This is a genomic window from Streptomyces sp. NPDC025651 (genome assembly GCF_055558735.1).
Map to the genome: position 1 here is coordinate 135,660 of NZ_JBVHLZ010000012.1, position 17,114 is coordinate 152,773.

Annotated in this window: 16 protein-coding genes; 11 read left to right on the forward strand and 5 right to left on the reverse strand. The window is 70.2% G+C overall.

The window, feature by feature from the left end; genetic code table 11:
- The first annotated feature begins 90 nt into the window (after nucleotides 1–90).
- From ACZ4D5_RS34915 to ACZ4D5_RS34925, 3 genes are all read left to right on the forward strand, one after another.
- Nucleotides 91–1,311, forward strand: coding sequence for an FAD-dependent oxidoreductase (locus ACZ4D5_RS34915; RefSeq protein WP_467776503.1), 1,221 nt, complete (start codon nucleotides 91–93; stop codon nucleotides 1,309–1,311).
- Nucleotides 1,312–1,404: 93 nt separating this feature from the next.
- Nucleotides 1,405–2,421, forward strand: a complete 1,017-nt coding sequence (locus ACZ4D5_RS34920) for a zinc-binding dehydrogenase (protein WP_467776504.1) — start codon at nucleotides 1,405–1,407, stop codon at nucleotides 2,419–2,421.
- Between the two features lie 70 nt (nucleotides 2,422–2,491).
- Nucleotides 2,492–3,745 (forward strand): GNAT family N-acetyltransferase, encoded by a 1,254-nt coding sequence (locus ACZ4D5_RS34925; RefSeq protein WP_467776505.1) that lies wholly within the window; start codon nucleotides 2,492–2,494, stop codon nucleotides 3,743–3,745.
- Between the two features lie 21 nt (nucleotides 3,746–3,766).
- Here ACZ4D5_RS34925 and ACZ4D5_RS34930 read toward each other — a convergent pair whose 3' ends face one another.
- The gene (locus tag ACZ4D5_RS34930) at nucleotides 3,767–4,246 is read right to left on the reverse strand and encodes a GNAT family N-acetyltransferase (RefSeq protein WP_467776506.1); all 480 of its coding nucleotides are present in this window, start codon (nucleotides 4,244–4,246) and stop codon (nucleotides 3,767–3,769) included.
- A gap of 95 nt (nucleotides 4,247–4,341) precedes the next feature.
- Nucleotides 4,342–5,265 carry an aminoglycoside phosphotransferase family protein gene (locus ACZ4D5_RS34935; RefSeq protein ID WP_467776507.1) on the reverse strand — a complete coding sequence of 308 codons (924 nt, stop codon included), beginning with the start codon at nucleotides 5,263–5,265 and terminating at the stop codon, nucleotides 4,342–4,344.
- Here ACZ4D5_RS34935 and ACZ4D5_RS34940 point away from each other — a divergent pair.
- Complete coding sequence (locus ACZ4D5_RS34940; protein WP_467776508.1) at nucleotides 5,264–5,947, forward strand: rhomboid-like protein; 684 nt, start codon at nucleotides 5,264–5,266, stop codon at nucleotides 5,945–5,947. The genes ACZ4D5_RS34935 and ACZ4D5_RS34940 overlap by 2 nt on opposite strands.
- Here the strand turns inward: ACZ4D5_RS34940 and ACZ4D5_RS34945 are convergent.
- A complete protein-coding gene (locus tag ACZ4D5_RS34945; RefSeq protein WP_467776509.1) occupies nucleotides 5,925–6,638 on the reverse strand; it encodes a DsbA family protein in 714 nt (237 codons plus the stop codon). The genes ACZ4D5_RS34940 and ACZ4D5_RS34945 overlap by 23 nt on opposite strands.
- 154 nt (nucleotides 6,639–6,792) lie before the next feature.
- Here ACZ4D5_RS34945 and ACZ4D5_RS34950 point away from each other — a divergent pair, with 154 nt between their 5' ends.
- Together ACZ4D5_RS34950 and ACZ4D5_RS34955 are read left to right on the forward strand one after the other, a co-directional pair.
- The gene (locus ACZ4D5_RS34950; RefSeq protein ID WP_467776510.1) at nucleotides 6,793–8,214 is read left to right on the forward strand and encodes an NAD(P)/FAD-dependent oxidoreductase; all 1,422 of its coding nucleotides are present in this window, start codon (nucleotides 6,793–6,795) and stop codon (nucleotides 8,212–8,214) included.
- Between the two features lie 120 nt (nucleotides 8,215–8,334).
- Nucleotides 8,335–11,559: a Tat pathway signal protein gene (locus ACZ4D5_RS34955; RefSeq protein ID WP_467776511.1), complete on the forward strand. Its 3,225-nt coding sequence runs from the start codon at nucleotides 8,335–8,337 to the stop codon at nucleotides 11,557–11,559.
- A gap of 277 nt (nucleotides 11,560–11,836) precedes the next feature.
- On the opposite strand, the gene ACZ4D5_RS34960 is transcribed toward ACZ4D5_RS34955, so the two are convergent.
- Together ACZ4D5_RS34960 and ACZ4D5_RS34965 are read right to left on the reverse strand one after the other, a co-directional pair.
- Nucleotides 11,837–13,027 (reverse strand): hypothetical protein, encoded by a 1,191-nt coding sequence (locus ACZ4D5_RS34960; RefSeq protein ID WP_467776512.1) that lies wholly within the window; start codon nucleotides 13,025–13,027, stop codon nucleotides 11,837–11,839.
- Nucleotides 13,028–13,315: 288 nt separating this feature from the next.
- The gene (locus ACZ4D5_RS34965; protein ID WP_467776513.1) at nucleotides 13,316–13,783 is read right to left on the reverse strand and encodes an NUDIX hydrolase; all 468 of its coding nucleotides are present in this window, start codon (nucleotides 13,781–13,783) and stop codon (nucleotides 13,316–13,318) included.
- A 17-nt stretch (nucleotides 13,784–13,800) separates the two neighbouring features.
- Between ACZ4D5_RS34965 and ACZ4D5_RS34970 the strand changes: the two genes are divergently transcribed.
- The 5 genes from ACZ4D5_RS34970 to ACZ4D5_RS34990 all read left to right on the forward strand — a co-directional run bounded on the left by ACZ4D5_RS34970 (nucleotide 13,801) and on the right by ACZ4D5_RS34990 (nucleotide 17,108).
- Nucleotides 13,801–14,580 carry a GntR family transcriptional regulator gene (locus tag ACZ4D5_RS34970; RefSeq protein WP_467776514.1) on the forward strand — a complete coding sequence of 260 codons (780 nt, stop codon included), beginning with the start codon at nucleotides 13,801–13,803 and terminating at the stop codon, nucleotides 14,578–14,580.
- Nucleotides 14,581–15,042: 462 nt separating this feature from the next.
- On the forward strand, nucleotides 15,043–15,309 hold the full coding sequence (locus ACZ4D5_RS34975) for a DUF6284 family protein (protein WP_467776515.1): 267 nt from the start codon (nucleotides 15,043–15,045) through the stop codon (nucleotides 15,307–15,309).
- Complete coding sequence (locus ACZ4D5_RS34980; protein WP_467776516.1) at nucleotides 15,306–16,193, forward strand: DUF2637 domain-containing protein; 888 nt, start codon at nucleotides 15,306–15,308, stop codon at nucleotides 16,191–16,193. The genes ACZ4D5_RS34975 and ACZ4D5_RS34980 overlap by 4 nt, the downstream gene beginning before the upstream one ends.
- The gene (locus ACZ4D5_RS34985; RefSeq protein WP_467776517.1) at nucleotides 16,193–16,579 is read left to right on the forward strand and encodes an RRQRL motif-containing zinc-binding protein; all 387 of its coding nucleotides are present in this window, start codon (nucleotides 16,193–16,195) and stop codon (nucleotides 16,577–16,579) included. Before ACZ4D5_RS34980 ends, ACZ4D5_RS34985 begins: the two co-directional genes overlap by 1 nt.
- Nucleotides 16,580–16,604: 25 nt before the next feature.
- Complete coding sequence (locus tag ACZ4D5_RS34990) at nucleotides 16,605–17,108, forward strand: hypothetical protein (RefSeq protein WP_467776518.1); 504 nt, start codon at nucleotides 16,605–16,607, stop codon at nucleotides 17,106–17,108.
- Nucleotides 17,109–17,114 lie beyond the last annotated feature (6 nt).

Sequence of the window (17,114 nt, forward strand, 5' to 3'; positions counted from 1 at the left end):
CCACTGACAACCGGGCGATGTCACATCCACCGCACCCCCGGCCGTCCAAGGAAGGAGCCCCCCCTCCACCGACCTCAGGGAGCCCGAACCATGCGCGACACCACTCACAGGAGGCCCGGCAGCCCCAGGCCCACCGCCCCCCGCATCACCGTCGTCGGCGGTGGCTTCGCCGGTCTCACCGCCGCGATCACCGCCGCCGAGGCAGGCGCCCGCGTCACCCTCCACGAGGCCCACCACACCCTCGGCGGCCGCGCCCGCACCGCCGAAGGCACGTACAAGACGAACGACGGCCCCCACGCCCTCTACAACGGCGGCCCCCACTGGACCTGGCTCAAGCAGCGCGACCTCATCGGCCCGCTCGCCCCGATCCCGCCCCTCGAAGGCACCCGCCTGCGCCTCCACCACCACGGCGCCCTGCGCCGCACCCCGCCCCTCGCCATGCTCAAGCTGCTGCGCCGCAGGACCGAACAGGCCCCGGTGGACCAGGACTTCACGACCTGGGCGACGGGCCAGGTCGGCGAGGAGGGCGCCCGCGCCGCCGCGCACTACGTCGCCGTGGCCACGTTCCACCACGACCCCGGCTCCCTCTCCGCCCGCTTCGTACAAGAGCGCCTGCGCCGCGCGGCCAAGCTCCCCCCGGAGGCGCACTACCCCCGCGGCGGCTGGGGCTCCGTCGTCGACCGCATGGCCGCCCTCGCCTGGAACCTGGGCGTCCGCACGGAGACGCTGACCCGCGTCGACAGCCTGGCCGACCTCGCCCACGACGGCCCGGTGGTCGTCGCCACCTCCCTCGCGTCGGCCCGCCGCATCCTCGGCGACGACTCCCTGCACGGGGAGAGCGGCCGCACCACGCTCGTCGACGTGGCGTTCCGCACCCGCAGGGGCGACGCCTTCGCCGTCTCCGACCTGGACCGCACGGGCTGGGTCGAGCGCTTCACCGCCCAGGACCGCACCCTCGCCCCCGCCGGCGAACAGCTCGTCCAGGCACAGATCCCCCTCTCCCCCGAGGAGACCAAGGCGGACGGCGTGGCCCGCGCCGAGCACCTGCTCGACCTCGGCTGCCCCGGCTGGCGCGACCGCCTCACGTGGCGCCGCGCCTCCGTCGCGAACGGCCGCACCGGCGCGCTCGACCGCCCCGGCACCACCTGGCGCGACCGCCCCGCGATCGACCGCGGCGACGACGTGTACCTGGCGGGCGACCAGGTGGCGGCGCCGGGACTGCTCTCCGAGGTGTCGTTCAACAGCGCGGTGGAGGCGGTGTCGCTGGCGCTCACCAGGTCGAGGCTTGACCTCAAGTCCGCTTCAGGTTGAAAGCTGAGCGGCGTACGGACAACAGCCCGGCCGCGAAGCCGCGTACGGACAGCAGCCCGGCCGAGGGGCCGAGCGCCCACCCGAGGAGTCCCCATGCACGCCATCCGCCTCCACGCCTTCGGCCCCGCCGAGAACCTCACGTACGAGGAGACGGCGGCCCCCGAACCCGCCGCGGGCCAGGTCCGCGTCACCGTGGCCGCGGCCGGCGTGCACCTCCTGGACACCGCGATCCGCGAGGGCGTGCGGGGACCGCTGCCCGAACTCCCCTCCCTGCCCACGGTTCCCGGCCGCGAGATCGCCGGCACCGTCGACAAGCTCGGCGAGGGAGTCCCCGCCCACTGGCTCGGCAAGCGCGTCGTCGCCCACATCGGCTTCGCCCCCGGCGGCTACGCCGAGCAGACCGTCACCGAGGCGTCCCGCCTGCACGAACTCCCCGCGGACCTGGACTTCGCGGAGGCCGTCGCCCTGATCGGCACGGGCCGCACGACGATGGGCATCGTCCAGTTCACCGACCTCACACCGGAATCCGTGGTCGTCGTCCCCGCCGCGGCGGGCGGCATCGGCACGCTCCTCACGCAGTACGCCAAGCACCGCGGCGCCACCGTGATCGGCCTCGCGGGCGGCCCGGAGAAGACGGCACGCGTGCGCGCGAACGGCGCGGACCTCGCCGTGGACTACAAGAACCCCGCGTGGCCGGACGAGGTGCGCGCGTACCTGAAGGAGCGCCACGACGACCGCCGCGCCACCGTCGTCTTCGACGGCGTGGGCGGCGACGCGGGACTCGCCGCCGTCGACCTGCTCGGCCCCGGCGGCACCCACGTCGTCTTCGGCTGGTCCGGCAAGGGCCTGCACGACGACGAGGCGCTGACGTTCACCGACGAGGAGCTGGCCGAGCGCGGCATCACGCAGGTCAACGTCCTCGGCCCGGCGATGATGGCCAGGGCGGGCGGCGAGAACCCCGTGCGCACCCTGGAGCTGGCCGCGCTCGCCGAGGCCGCCACGGGCCACTTCACCCCGGCCGTGCAGCGCTACCCCCTCGCCGAGGCCGCGGCGGCCCACCGCGCGCTGGAGACGCGGGGCACGATGGGCAAGGTGGTCCTGATCCCCTGACAGAACCCGCCCGACAGCCCGTTCCGAAATCCAGATGCCCTCACGACATGCGGGAACTACCGTCCGTTATATGGATATGGAACCTGTCCACCCCTCTGCGCCGCCCCGCATCCAGTTCCGCGACATCCCCGAAGCGGGCATCGACCGCGCCCTCTCCCTCGCGTACCTCGTCTTCCACGAGAACCCGGAGGACGAGAAGCGCAAGCACCACCAGGACCTGCTGCTCGGCTGCACCCGCATCGGCGCGTACGACGGCGACGAACTCGTCGGATTCCTCGCCGCGTTCCCTTTCACCGTGTCCGTCCCCGGCGGCGAACTCCCCTGCCCCTGCCTGACGTTCGTCTCCGTGGCGCCGACGCACCGGCGCCGGGGCGTGCTCTCCGGGATGCTCGCGGAGCTCTTCGCGAGGTCGGCCGCGGACGGCGCCCCGATCGCCTCCCTGTGGGCGTCGGAGGACGCGATTTACGGCCGGTTCGGCTTCGGCCCCGCCACCCTCGGCCACACCGTGGAGATCGACTCCCGCCGTCCGCTGGCCCTGCGCATCACCCCGGACGACCGCCCGCTGCGCCTGGTCGACCCGGCCGACGCCCCCGAGCTCCTCGGCGCGTACTACGACCGCACCCGCTCCGACCGCGCGGGCCGCCTCGCGCGCGGCGAGGCGTGGTGGCGCGAGGAGTGGCTGGTGGAGGAGGACGAGGAGGACGACGAGCTGTCGCCGCCCCGCGTGGTCGTCCTCGGCGACCCCGCGGGCCCCGTCGCCGGTTACGCGATCTACCGCACCAAGACCCGCGACGACGCCCCCGGCCTGGTCCGCCTGGACGAGCTGGAGGCGGACACCCCGGCCGCGGCGGCCGCGCTCTGGCGCTATCTCGCGTCGATCGACCTGACGGGCCTGATCCGCGCCTGGGGCCGCCCCCTGGACGACCCGCTGCACCTCTTCGCGGCCGACCGCGACCAGGTGCGCGTCACGGGCGAGTTCCCTGCGCTGTGGGTCCGCCTCATCGACGTGCGCAAGGCGCTGGAGTCCCGCTCCTGGGCGGCGCCGGTGGACATCGTCCTCGACGTGGTCGACGACCGCCTCCCGGCCAACGCGGGCCGCCACCGCCTGACGGCGTCCCCGGACGGCTGCGCGTACGGGGCCACGGAGGACCCCGCGGACCTCACCATCGACGTACGCGACCTGGCGGCGAGCTACCTGGGCGGCACGAAGACCGACGCCTTTGTGCGCGCGGGCCTGGCGACGGAGCACACGCCGGGCGCGGCGGCGGCCCTGGACGAGGCGCTGCGCACGGCCCGACTGCCGCACACGGTGGACGAGTTCTAGGAACCGGGAGGCCCCTGAGAGCTAGGAACGACCGCCGAGCCGCGCGAGCGCGCCGTCGGTCAGCCGGTACACGGTCCACTCGTCCTGGGGCTGCGCCCCGAGCGACCGGTAGAAGTTGATCGACGGCTCGTTCCAGTCGAGCACGGACCATTCGAGGCGCTCGTAGCCGCGCTCCCCGCAGATCCGCGCGAGCTCGGCGAGGAGCGCCTTGCCGTGCCCGCCGCCGCGCGCCTCGGGGCGTACGTACAGGTCCTCCAGGTAGATCCCGTGGACCCCGCGCCAGGTGGAGAAGTTCAGGAACCACAGCGCGAAGCCGACGACCTCGCCGGAGGCGTCGTCCTGCGCGATGTGCGCGAAGGCGGCGGGCCGCTCCCCGAAGAGCGCCTCGCGCAGCTGCTCCTCGGTCGCCCTGGCCTCGTCGGGCGCCTTCTCGTACGCGGCGAGATCGCGGACCAGGGTGTGGATGACGGGGATGTCGGCGGGCGTTGCGGTACGAATCATGGCGGCAGCAAGCCACGCGGGCCCCGCCGAGGTCAAAGCCGTCTCACCGACCGGGCAGCGGCCGCGCCCGGCCGGGCAACCGGCAGCGGCCGCGCTCAACGCCCCATGAGCCGCCGGGCGATCTCCATGTCGTCCGCCACCATCGGGCGCCCGTCCTCGGCCTCCCAGATCGCGTTCTGCAGGACGCGGCCCAGCGTCCAGGCGCGCGCCCGCTCGCGGTCGAGGCCGAGGACCTCCGTCATGGCGTCGAAGCGCCACAGCACCTCGTCCGGCTCGAAGCGGTTGTCGATGGCGGGCCAGAGGTCGAAGCCGGGGTCGCCGGCGAGCGGCTTGGGGTCGATGGCGAGCCACGGCTCGCGATCACTGGCCAGCACGTTCTCGAAGTGCAGGTCCCAGTGCAGCATCCGGTCCCCGGGCTCGCCCATGACCTCACGCACCGCGCCGCCGCACCGCTCGACGATCGCGCGCTCGGCCGGGTCGGCGATCGCCCTCAGGGTGCCGGGCAGGTCGTCGATCATCTCCGCGGCGATGTCTCCGAGCGTCCGCATGCCTTCCGGGGCGGGCCCCGCGGTGAGCCTGGCGAGGAGCTCGGCGATGACGAGGACGGCCTTGCGGGTGTCGGCCATCGTCGACAACATCCGCCCGGAGTCGAGGCGTTCGAGCAGCATGGTGCCGGTGCCTTCGTCGTGGTCCAGGAGCCGCACGGCCCCGTCGCCGTCCCACACCCGCAGCGCGACCGGCTCGCCCTCGGTCTCCTCGTCGAGGAGCTGGAACTTGACCGCGGCGGGGGTGCCGTCGCGGCGCACCACGGGCAGCACGAGCGCGGCCATGCCGTGCATGGGGTCTCCGTCGAGCGTGAGGTCCCACCGCTCGACGATGTCGTTCACGCGGTCGGGCAGCGCGGCGATGAAGGCCCGCCCCGGCTCTCCCGCGTAGGTGTGCTGCGACTCGATCAGCTCGTCCGGGATGCGAATGTCGATCACGTTCGCGACCCTAGCCGCGTGCGTGAATCGGCACATGTCATTTTTCCGGCGCGCACCTTCCCTGCGCGCGCCTCTCCTGCGCGCGCCCCACGCGATCCGGTCCTACGTCCGCGGTGCCCCGGGAACGTACCTCTGGCTCGCGGCCCTCTTCGTCACGACCGTCGCGATGCACCACATGTCGCCGGAGTTCGAGGACGAGTTCCTGCGCCGGCGCTCCACGAACATCCACGAGCTGTCCCGCGACCCGGTGCGGGTGCTGGTCTCCAGCGCGTTCTGGGTCGACGGCAGCAGCTGGCTGCCGTACGCCGTGCTGTACACGGTCTTCCACGCGACCGCCGAGCGCTGGCTCGGCACCTGGCGCTGGCTGGCGGTGGCGGCGCTCGCGCACGTGCTCGCCACGCTGATCAGCGAGGGCGTCCTGGCGTTCGCGATCCACCACGGGGCCGCGCCGCGGTCGTCCGTCAACACCCTTGACGTGGGCGTGAGTTACGCGCTGGCGGGTGTGGTCGCGGTGCTGACCTACTGGGTGCCGACGCCGTGGCGGTACGCGTATCTCCTCGTCGTCCTCGCGGTGTACGGCACCCCGCTGATCACCGGCAGGACCTTCACCGACCTGGGCCACTTCACGTCGGTCCTGATCGGCCTGGCCTGCCACCCGCTCACGCGAAGTGCCGTACCCACCGCCCCGTGGACGCTCAGGAGATCCCGGCGGCCTTGAGCTCCTTGGCGAACGCGGCCTGGTCGTACAGCGCGTCGCCCGAGGGCTTCTTGCCGTCGATGAAGACGGTCGGCGTGCCCTCCATGCCGTCGTCGGTGAAGGCCTTCATCGCCTCATCGACCCACTTCTTGTACGTCCCCTTGTTCACCGCCTCGTCGAAGGCGTCGCCCCGCAGTCCGTCCACCTTGTCGGCGACCTTCAGCAGGTAGGCCGGGGTGAAGCCGTCGTCCGTCTCCTCCGGCTGCGCGGCGAACACCTCGGCGTGGTACTGCGGGAACTTGCCGGCCTCCACCGAGGCCCGCAGCGCGTTGGCCGCGTTCACCGAGCCGCTGCCGCCGAGGTTCTTGTCGAGGAACGAGGCGATCGTGTACTCGACCTTGACCTTGCCGTCGGCCACCGGCTTCACCAGCGCCTGCGCGCCGGTCTCCTCGAACTTCTTGCAGATCGGGCAGCGCGGGTCCTCGTACAGCTTGACCGTATGCTTGGCCTTCGGATCGCCGACCGTGATCACGCCGCCCTTGACCGAGGCGGGCACACCCGCGAGCGCACCGCTGTCCGCCGAAGCGGCGGGCTTCTCCGTGACCTTGCCGCTGCCCTTGTTCTCATCGGGACCGCAGGCGGACGCGGCCGCCCCGATCAGCGCCACCGCTGCCACCGCGGCGGCGACGCGCCCGGCCTTGTGTACGGCCATGAGTTGAGCCCTCCAGGATTCGACACGTAACGCTCAAAGTATCGGAATCTATCCCGCGCCCCGACCGCCGAACGACCCGCCCCACGGGACCAAGGCCCCAGCACCCTCCGCAACCCCCTGCCCACGGCCCCCACCTGCGCAGTAACGTCCGCCCATGAGCAGCACGAGCGACGCGACCGGCACGGTCGGCACGATCAACGGCGGCATATCGTTCTGGTACGCGGACCAGGGCATCCCCACGGCCCGCACGCCACTGACCTGCGACGCCACGGCGGACGTCTGCATCGTCGGCGGCGGCTACACCGGCCTGTGGACCGCGTACTACCTGAAGAAGGCCGCCCCCTTCCTCCGCATCACCGTCCTGGAGCAGAAGTTCTGCGGCTACGGCGCATCGGGCCGCAACGGCGGCTGGCTCTACAACGGCATCGCGGGCCGCGACCGCTACGCCGCGCTGCACGGCCACGAGGCCGCGGTCCGCCTCCAACACGCCATGAACGACACGGTCACCGAGGTGATCGCGACGGCAGAGGCGGAGGGCATCGAGGCGGACATCCACCACGGCGGCGTCCTCGAAGTCGCCTACACCCCCGCCCAGTTGGCACGTCTGAAGGCCTTCCACCGAACGGAGCTCTCGTACGGCGAGAAGGACCGCACCCTGCACGGCGCCCGCGAGACGGCCGAGCGCGTGCGCGTGGCGGGAGCGGTCGGCTCGACCTGGACCCCGCACGGCGCCCGCCTGCACCCGGTGAAGCTGGTCCAGGGCCTGGCGGCGGCCGTGGAGGCCCTGGGCGTCACGATCCACGAGTCGACGCCGGTCACGGAGATCAGGCCGAAGCACGCGACGACCCCCTACGGAACGGTCCGCGCCCCCTACGTCCTGCGCTGCACGGAGGGCTTCACCGCGTCCCTGAAGGGCCAGCGCCGCACCTGGCTCCCGATGAACTCCTCGATGATCGCGACGGAGCCGTTGACGCGGGCCCAGTGGGAGTCGATCGGCTGGGAGGGCGGGGAGACCCTCGGCGACATGGCCCACGCGTACATGTACGCGCAGCGCACGGCGGACGGCCGCATCGCGCTGGGCGGCCGAGGCGTCCCGTACCGCTACGGCTCGAAGACGGACAACGACGGCCGCACCCACCCCGCCACCATCGAGTCCCTCCACTCGATCCTGACCCGCTTCTTCCCCCAGCTCACGGGCGTCCGGGTGGCCCACGCCTGGTCCGGCGTCCTCGGCGTCCCCCGCGACTGGTGCGCCACGGTCACCCTGGACCGCGCGACGGGCCTCGGCTGGGCGGGCGGCTACGTCGGCTCGGGCGTCGCCACCGCCAACCTCGCCGCCCGCACCCTGCGCGACCTGGTCCAACAGGACTCGGGCCAGTCGGGCCCCACGGACCTGACGACGCTGCCCTGGGTCGACCACAAGGTCCGCAAGTGGGAACCCGAACCCTTCCGCTGGCTGGGCGTCCACGCCATGTACGCCACGTACCACGCGGCCGACCGCCGCGAACTCACCACGCACACCGCGGAGTCGTCCCGCCTTGCCCGGTGGGCGGACAAGGTGGCGGGACGGGGCTGAGGTCCCGGGCGCGGCCCCTTCCCCTGGCCGAGAACAGGTGAAATCAGTAGCCCCTCCAGGCCCGTTGTCACACCCTTGTGCCACGATCGCCCGATCATCCGTTCAGCCTGGGGGGGCTCGATGCCTGAACCATGTCCTTCTGAGAGACGCACTTCCGCGAGACGCACGGCGCACACCGCGGCGCTGCTCGCCCTGACCGCACTCCTCGCCCTGTTCGTACCGTCCGCGCTGCCGACGACGGCGGCCCACGCCGCCGAACCGGAGTGCGCGCCGCTGGCGCTCGCGCCGTTCGGCGATCCGGGCGGCGCGGTCGGCAGGGCGGTGGTCGCCCCCGACGCGACCGCCTGCCACACCTTCACCGCCACCGAGGCGGGACTCCACCAGGTCTCGCTCGACGACAGCAACAACGAGGCGCACACCGAGGTCCACGCCGGTGACACCCGGATCGACTGCAGCGGCGCCATCTGCGACCTGCCCGCGGCGGGCACCTACACCGTCAAGGTCGTCAACAACGGCTTCGACGACGCCGAGACGGCCGTCACCGTCGTGGCGCTCGGCGACACCCGCGGCTGCGCCCCGACCACCGGGACCGCCTGGGACGAGAAGCCCGTCACCAGGAAGAGCACCGGTCCCCTGGAGATCGGCTGCCAGCCCTTCGAGGCCGAGCCCGGCGACCGCATCCGGCTCACCCATGGCACCAAGGCGTACGGCGACACCATCGCCTGGATCACCGACGCCACCGGCGCCCGGATCTGCCCCCGTTTCCCCGAGGACGGCGAGGACAACTGCGTCCTGCCGGGCAAGGGCCCCTACCGCGCCCTCTCCTACGTCTCGTACGCCGAGAAGGGCTTCCCCGCCGAGTACGCGGTCACGGCGCGCCGCCTGAACGACCCCAAGGGCTGCCGGCCCTCACCGGTCCGCCCCTACGGCCCGCTGACCGCGCAGGACCTCACCACGACGCCCTGCTTCACCGTCACTGCCGAGAAGGCGGGCAGCCACCGCGTCGACTCCCTCGACAAGGAGGGCGACACCGGCCCCGCCCGCGTGTACGACCGGTCCGGCAAGACCGTCTGCCGCACCACCGAGCAGCCCTGTCGGCTGCCCGCCGCGGGCACCTACACCGCCACCCTCGACGGCGACGACCCCTTTCACGACACCGCACGCGGCCTGATCGTCCTCGACCGGGCCTCCGGCAACGGCTGCGCGAAGGCCGACATGGGCCTGCACAAGGGCGAGTTCAGCACGGCAGGACAGTACGACTGCCTGGAGCTCGCCGCCCCCAAGGACGCCCGCGTCGCCGCGCTCACCCCGCTGGGCACCTCCGGGGTCGACGCCGCGGTGGAGGTCCTCGACAGCACCGGCACCGTGCAGTGCGACGCGGAGGAAATCGCCGCGGGCGACTGCGCCCTCACCGGGACCGCGCCCTACCGCGCGCTCGTCCACGCCGACGGCACCCCCCGCACCGGCCCGTACGCGGTCGCCGTCCACCGCACGGACGCGGCGGACGACTGCCCCGTCCTGCCCGCGGGCAGCTTCGCCGCCGACGGCGCCAAGGCCGCCTTCTCCACCGGGGACGGCACCTTCTCCCACTGCCTGACCATCCCGGCGGACGCCCACACCTCGGCCGAGGTCCTGCAGCTCGTCGCCACGTCCGGCGACGTGCCCGCCAAGTTCTCCGTGCTCGACTCCACGGGCAAGCGCGTCTGCGACCGCTACGCCACCACCCACGGCTGGACGCTCTGCGCGCTCACGCCCGGCAAGGCCCACACCGTCCTGGTCACCGGCCGCGACCAGGCCGCGAAGTACACGCTGACGCGGCGCGACGTGACGTCGACGGCGTCGTCGGCGGGCTGCGCGAAGACGCCGGCGGGCAAGGTCGGCGGCCCCTCGGTCAAGGGCACCTCGGGCACGCCCGGCGCCCTCCGCTGCCACCAGGTCACCACGCCCGCCGCCACCGACGTCGTGCACCTCAACGTGCGGGACGCGCTGAGCACCGCCGACATGTACGTCTTCGACGGCGACGGCAGGAGCGAGTGCTCCCTGCGCGCCCGGGCCTGCGCCGCCACCGGCAGCACCACACACCAGGTCCTCGCCCAGGTGCCCGTGAACCGGGAGGCGGCACCCGGGTACCGCCTCGACGCCCTGCGCATCGCCACCGCCGAGGGCCCCGTCTCCGAGTGCGCCGTCGTTCCCTCGGTCGCCTACGGGTACGGGCCCGTGACCGGCACCCTCGACGAATCGCACACGGCCACGTGCGCGGTCCTGCCCACGGCCCGCCACGACAGCTTCGAGGTCGAGATCTCCGACACCACGGGAGCCACCGAAGAGGCGGTCCCCGCCCTCTACAACAGCTCGTGGGAGAACGGCTGCCACGGGGTCGACCCGGGCGACTACACCTGCGGGGTGAACGACTCGGCCACGGAACCGGCCAAGCCCTCCGTGTTCGTCCTCGGCCTCCCGGAGAAGACCTCGACCACCTCCTACAGGGCCACGCTGAAGTGCTGGTCCGCCCGCTGCGGGGGCGAGAAGGTCACGGTGACCGGCCTGACGCCGGCCACGGCCCCCAGCGGCACCAAGCCCACGCTCACGGTGACGGGCACCGCCCTCCACCCCGACTTCACGGTCCGGCTGACCCAGGCGGGCAGGACCCTCACGGCGAAGACGAACTCGGTGTCGGCCGACAACCGCACGCTGAAGGCGACGCTCGACCTGACGGACGTCCCCGCCGGCGACTGGCACGTCAGCGTCATCGGGGGCGGCTGGGAGTACCAGCGGGGCACCTTCACCGTGACCGCCCCGGAGCTGCGCAACACCACCGCGCCCAAGGTGACAGGCACGGCCGCCGTCGGCGCCAAGGTCACCGCCACGAACGGCAGTTGGTCGGAGACCCCCTCCTCGTACACCTACCAGTGGAAGGCGGACGGCGAGGCGATCACGGGCGCCACGGCCGCGACGTACAAGATCCCGGCGGCGCACCTGAACAAGAAGCTGACCGTCACCGTCACGGCACACAAGCCCGGCCGGCAGGACGCCACCGCGACCTCCTCGCCGCTCACGATCGCCAAGGGCGCCGCCCCCAAGGCGACGGAGAAGCCGTCGATCACCGGCACCGCCGAGGTCGGCAAGGTCCTCAAGTCCTCGAAGGGCACCTGGTCGCCCACCCCGGGCACGTACTCCTACCAGTGGTACGCGAACGGATCGAAGATCACCGGCGCGACCAAGGCCTCACTGACCCTGAAGTCGGCCCAGCGCGGCAAGAAGATCACGGTCAAGGTGACGGCCCACCGCACCGGCCACCACGACGGCACGTCCACGAGCAGGGCGACCGGAACCGTCACCGGCTAGCCACGCACGACCCCGGACAGACGAAGGCCCAGGTCACCGCAGAGGTGCCCTGGGCCTTCGCCGTACCGAGCCCCCTGTCGGATTCGAACCGACGACCTACGCATTACAAGTTGTCCGATCTCGATGCGCAGGCATCCGCAACCGTCCTCACGCCTGCTCATGGCCCTACACAGCGGCGGCCTGGGATGGTGATGGATCGCGGTGGACAACGCCGCATCGGGCGCCGATCGAGACCACAACTGAGACCCCACCGCGAACCCTCCACTAGCCCCCGACGTTACGAACGTTCCCGGCGCCTTCGAGATGGCACTCTAGCGGCGAATGAGAGTGATCGGCGGAAACGCCGAAGTACACGCGCCCGCCGAGTCGGAAGACGCAACGGCCATGGCTTCACGATTTTTTCAGGACTTACCACACCCTCAAAAGAGACCTCGCCAGCAATCATTCTGGCACCCTTGAAGGTGACACTTCCCGATTCAAATGATGCATCATCGAAAAGAATGGCTGCATCGAGCAGCCTAATATCATTCAAATCCACATGCGACCCATCGAATCGCGCCCCCATAAAACTCAGCGCCCCAGATTTAAGGTCCGCACCGGCAAAATGGACATCCCCACCGAGGAGTTCTGACCCCACCCAGACTGGCCCGCCGAAGCTGACAAATCCTCCACCACCAAGCCTGCAGGAACTGAACGTAAAAGACGCCCCCGGGAGGAACTTCGCATTGCCAAAGTCAACACTACAGGATGCGAATTCGGCAAAGATGAAGGTGAATGTTGCCCCCACATCAAAAGTGGCACCGATAAACTGAACGTGCCCCCCATTGAATAGCGCCGGGACACTCTCCCCATCACCAAAGTCCACGTGCACGTTCCTGAAGGTGGTCCGATGAAACAACGTCGTACCATCCGTAAACATACACCCGCTGAAGCTGACGTCACAGTCCACGAAGTGCGCGCCATTGAACGACCCGCCGTCAAAAACAGCTCCGCTGAAATCTAGGTCGTACCCGCACCAGCTAGAATCCACCCCTGGGTCTTGGAGGTGATCTGAGATCACCTTGATGACGGTGTGGCGGACTTCTCGCTCGCCAGGATGCTCCTTGTCGCCGCTGTACGGAATCCGTAGATAACCACAGAGGAGCTTAGAGATCGTCTCACGCTGACCGCTGTCTTCATCCGCCAACCTAGATAGAGCGAAAACACCGGCCAAGCGTACAGGGGCGCTCTCACTGCCGAGTTGTTCTGCAGCTTCCTGATACCTAGTACCAAGGCTGTCTGCGTCGGCCCTGTGACTGGTCGCCTCCTCAATGCGCTGCTTCCTGTAGGAGTAGACAATTGCGAAAACACCAGCCAATAGACCTGCCGCAGTGACCGTACTTCTGGTCAAATCGAAAAGTCGATCAGCTGGCAGAGAAGAAGCTCCCCCCGGAAGGATTCCGATATTCGATCCCGTGAGGCTTGCCATGCCTGTAAAGATCAGCCAAGCGCAGACAGACGCCACAATGAACGCAAATAGGACCGAAAGAGGGAAGCTTGGCATTCGAGGTGTATGACGCCCCTTATCCAGGTTCCTCTTAACCGTAGTCGCCCGAGAAGGAAGCGGGGGAAGTCGCTTCATCAGCCAACGCATAGCAACGAAGTCTAGCGGGGAAATACTTCGGCTACAGGCAAGTGAAATCTTGCTCTGTGATCTCTACGAGCATCCCGTCGAAGTTTGGTCAGACTGCCTCATTGACACACGGATCAGGCCGCTTCACCTGGCCTCCAGGAAGCGCCGTCCATCGTGCGCACGGACATGAGGAGCTGCGGAGTCGAGGGCGTCCAGCACACGCACCGCGTAGACCTCGCCCATGCGCTGCGCAACGTCCTCAGGCGTGAGCCACTCAACGGCCGTGGACTCACTCGACGTGCGCACCTCGCCGCCAACCGGCCGGCAGAGAAAGACGAGGGCCACGACGCCCCGGCTCATGTTCTTGTAGACGCCGGTCAATCGCTCCACAGAGACACGGATGCCCGTCTCTTCCAGCACCTCGCGCACGGCGCCGTCTTCTGGTCGCTCGTCCAGTTCGAGCACCCCGCCGGGGGCCTCCCAGGTGCCGTTGTCCGCGCGACGGATCGCCAACACACAGCCATCGTCACGTACGACCACGCCCGCGACCGAGACCGAGTGAAGCGACATTGACGCGCCTTCCTGGGTAGCGTTACTCATGTACAGGACCATAGGAGGAACAGAAGGACATGGGCACCACGCCTTCGAGAGATTCCGGGAAGCCACGGTACCTACAGATCGCTGACGACCTCGCTCAGCAAATCAAGGAGAAGGTCCTGCCTTCAGGCGAGCAGGTACCCAGCGAGGCCGACCTCATGGATCGGTACTCCGTATCGCAGGGGACCGTCCGCAAGGCCATGACCGAACTACGCACGACAGGCCTGATCGAGACCCACCACGGCAAGGGTTCGTACGTAAAGAGTCGGCCGCCGGTGCGCCGCAAGTCGTCGGATCGCTTCCGGCGGTCGCATCGCACAGCAGGCAAGGCGGCGTACCTCGCCGAGGCCGAACAGGCTGGCAGCAAACCCAGCGTGCGGGTCCTCTACGTCGGCCCCACCGAAGCGCCATCAGAGATCGCCGAAAGGCTCTCGATCCCGCCGGGCACCAAGGTGCTTGCACGTCGACGCCTCTACTTCAGCGATGGCGTACCGACTGAAGAGGCGACTTCGTACCTTCCCTGGGACATCGCGAAGGACATCCCGGAGCTGTTCCAGGAGAACCCCGGCGGGGGCGGCATCTACGCCCGGCTTGAGGAGCACGGTCACACGCTGGCCGAGTTCACGGAGACGATCCGCGCCCGGTTGGCGACCAAGCAGGAGACCGTTGCTCTCAGCCTGAGCCCCGGATCACCCATCATCCACCTGACACGCGACGCCCAATCTGAAGCAGGGCGAGTCGTCGAGGTCTGCGACACCTACATGGCCGCTGACCAGTTCGTATTGGACTACCGAATCCCCGCCGGGGACTGAGCAGCCCGACTCCTGCACCACAGCCCGTCGTAGCAAATTCGCGCGGCGGGTTGACTCATGTGCAGGAGTTAGGCACTCTCTTACACATCACTCCTACACATGAGTGCAAGAGTGAAGGAGCTGCCTCGTGCGGCACCGCCAGGAGCCCCGCATTGGACGGGGGGAGGCACCCCGGCGCCTTGTCAGTCGGGAGGGCTTAGACCTCAAGGTCATGTCCCCATACGCCTTCGCCAGGCATGGCGGCTCTACCTGATACGGGAGCCGCAGTCCTGAAGGGGACTTGCACAACCTCACCTCGCTGCAGTGCCCACTCGCTACTGCGGCCGGTTGCCTCCGCTGCTCGTCTCGTACGAGCAGCGCTGAGGGGAGCCGGACTACCGACTTCAACGGCGCGCGCCTCCCGGAGCTGCAACTCCGGGAGGCGCTGTTCGGGCCGTACCTACTGCTAGGGAGAGACGACCCATGAAGCACATCGTCACTGTTCAGGACGCTGTTACGGCGTTCGCTCCGTTCATGGAGCCCACGGACGCGGAACTGGACGCCATCGAGCACGAGACGCCGCTGATCGACGCGGAGGTTGAGCTGCTCGACGTGCAGATCACCTTGCTTGACCGTCCGGTCTCGGAGCTGGGCGCGCGCCGACTGCGTCGGGCCGCGAACAAGGTCCTGGCCGCGCGCTGCGAGCTGGCCAACCTCGCGTCCGCCGCGGACGTGGACGGCGCAGCGTGAACCTGCACCGCAAGGGGCGGGCCGCCCTTGTGCTGGCCCTCGTGGGCGTGGTCGGCATGGCGTTCCGGGTCTCGTGGAACGCGCTGCGCGACATCGCGAATGCGGTCGGCGCGGATGCCACCGCGGCGACGCTCTACCCGTTCGTGGTCGATGGCCTGATGGCCCTCGCCCTGGTCGCCACCCTCGTACTGGCCGGGCGGGACCGGGCTTTCGCACTGCGCGTGCTGGGCGCCTACACCGCCGCCTCGCTGGTCCTCAACTACGTGCACGGACTGGTGCCGGAGCTGCACGGTCGATCGGTCGACTGGACTCGACTGGCCGACTGGGACCCGGCCAACTGGGCGTTGGTACTGCTGGCCACGTCGCTGCCGGTCGGTTCGATCTACTTCGGCTCGGACCTGGTGGCCAAGGTGCTGCACCATCACCCGACCGAATCCACGAATACGCAGAAAACAACGCAGGTCGATTCAAATCGGTCTACCTCTGACGTTGCCGAGTCGATCGACCCGGACGTCACCGCGGCCACCGATTCCCTGCCGCTGGCGCTCGCGCAGTCGACCGTGCCGGTCGAGGAGGAGTCGACCGATCGGGACACGGTGCGGGCGGTGGCGGCGGAATCGAGTCGACCGCACCGGGCGACCGGTCGCGTGCCGGAGATTGCCCGATCGCCCCGGCCGCGGCGCACCCCGGAGGAGTTGCTCGCTGAAGCCCGCACGGTGACGGCTGACTGGCCGGACGAGCGGTTGACCGGTGAAGGCATCCGTAAGGCCGTGCACACCTCGCCGGAGAAGGCCCGCGGTCTCCGGGAGGCGTTGCGTGCCGAGCGCGCCACGGCCGCCGCTCAGGCCAGCAAGCAGCCGGTTCTCGACGGGGTGACGGGCTGATGGGCACCGCGTACAGCAAGTGCTTCGACGCCAGCGGTGCCCGCTACGGCATCCCCACCTACCCGTGGCGCTACGCCCCCGCGGGCTTGGCCACGCGCCGACAGCTCCGCGAACGCGGTCTGCGTCCCGGTGGCCAGCCGATAGCGGCCCAAGTGATGCTGCGTCACCGCGGCCGAAAGAGCGGGGCCCAGGTCGCCTACCTTTACCGCGTCGACCGGGCCAAGCCTGTCCGGCCGATGACCTCCCGCAAATGGGGCGCGCTCGCGCTGGCGATGCTCGCCCGCCGCACCTGCCCGGCATGCAGCGTGGTCTACAGCTACTGCCTGCCCACCTCGCTCGGCATGTGCGTGCTGTGCGCCGACGCAGACCGGCAGCGCGCCGCCTGACCTCTTCGACTTCTGGAGTACCGCTGTGTCCAGTCGTACCCGTACCCGGCGTGCTGTGAAGGTGTCCGCCGGGGCCACCACCGTCCGTATCCCGCGCCAGCGTGGCCGCCGTTCGGCTCAGCCGTTCATCGTGGTCGTGCCCGACCGCCCGTCCCTGACCCGCGAAGCGCTCGGCTTCCTGGGACGGATGCTGTGGGCCCACCGTCGCCCGCTCGTCCCGCTCTCGCTCGCGTTACTGGCCTGGCCGGTCACCGCCGCGCTGCACGCGCTGGCCTGGTGGTCCGGGCTGCTGCTCGCGCCGCTGGCCGCGGGCCCGCTGGTGTGGTTCGCGATCCTGCAGCGTCGCCGCCCCGCCCGAGGCACCGTGCTCGCCTGGCGGATCGGTCTGGCCCTGCTCGCCACCGCCGCCACCGCCTGGGTCGCGCTCGCCGCCGCCTTCGGGCCGCTGGCCGGGCCGTTGGAGCTGCTGTGGCTGCTCACCTTCCTGGCCGCGCAGACCGCCTGGCTCATCGTCCGCCGCACGCACTGACCTGAG

What these genes read in the sequence shown, in the direction of transcription:
- ACZ4D5_RS34915 (WP_467776503.1), top strand. Translation starts at nt 91, where the DNA reads ATGCGCGACACCACTCACAGGAGGCCCGGCAGCCCCAGGCCCACCGCC.
- ACZ4D5_RS34920 (WP_467776504.1), top strand. Translation starts at nt 1,405, where the DNA reads ATGCACGCCATCCGCCTCCACGCCTTCGGCCCCGCCGAGAACCTCACG.
- ACZ4D5_RS34925 (WP_467776505.1), top strand. Translation starts at nt 2,492, where the DNA reads ATGGATATGGAACCTGTCCACCCCTCTGCGCCGCCCCGCATCCAGTTC.
- ACZ4D5_RS34930 (WP_467776506.1), bottom strand. Translation starts at nt 4,246, where the DNA reads ATGATTCGTACCGCAACGCCCGCCGACATCCCCGTCATCCACACCCTG.
- ACZ4D5_RS34940 (WP_467776508.1), top strand. Translation starts at nt 5,264, where the DNA reads ATGTCATTTTTCCGGCGCGCACCTTCCCTGCGCGCGCCTCTCCTGCGC.
- ACZ4D5_RS34935 (WP_467776507.1), bottom strand. Translation starts at nt 5,265, where the DNA reads ATGTGCCGATTCACGCACGCGGCTAGGGTCGCGAACGTGATCGACATT.
- ACZ4D5_RS34945 (WP_467776509.1), bottom strand. Translation starts at nt 6,638, where the DNA reads ATGGCCGTACACAAGGCCGGGCGCGTCGCCGCCGCGGTGGCAGCGGTG.
- ACZ4D5_RS34950 (WP_467776510.1), top strand. Translation starts at nt 6,793, where the DNA reads ATGAGCAGCACGAGCGACGCGACCGGCACGGTCGGCACGATCAACGGC.
- ACZ4D5_RS34955 (WP_467776511.1), top strand. Translation starts at nt 8,335, where the DNA reads ATGCCTGAACCATGTCCTTCTGAGAGACGCACTTCCGCGAGACGCACG.
- ACZ4D5_RS34960 (WP_467776512.1), bottom strand. Translation starts at nt 13,027, where the DNA reads ATGGCAAGCCTCACGGGATCGAATATCGGAATCCTTCCGGGGGGAGCT.
- ACZ4D5_RS34965 (WP_467776513.1), bottom strand. Translation starts at nt 13,783, where the DNA reads ATGGTCCTGTACATGAGTAACGCTACCCAGGAAGGCGCGTCAATGTCG.
- ACZ4D5_RS34970 (WP_467776514.1), top strand. Translation starts at nt 13,801, where the DNA reads ATGGGCACCACGCCTTCGAGAGATTCCGGGAAGCCACGGTACCTACAG.
- ACZ4D5_RS34975 (WP_467776515.1), top strand. Translation starts at nt 15,043, where the DNA reads ATGAAGCACATCGTCACTGTTCAGGACGCTGTTACGGCGTTCGCTCCG.
- ACZ4D5_RS34985 (WP_467776517.1), top strand. Translation starts at nt 16,193, where the DNA reads ATGGGCACCGCGTACAGCAAGTGCTTCGACGCCAGCGGTGCCCGCTAC.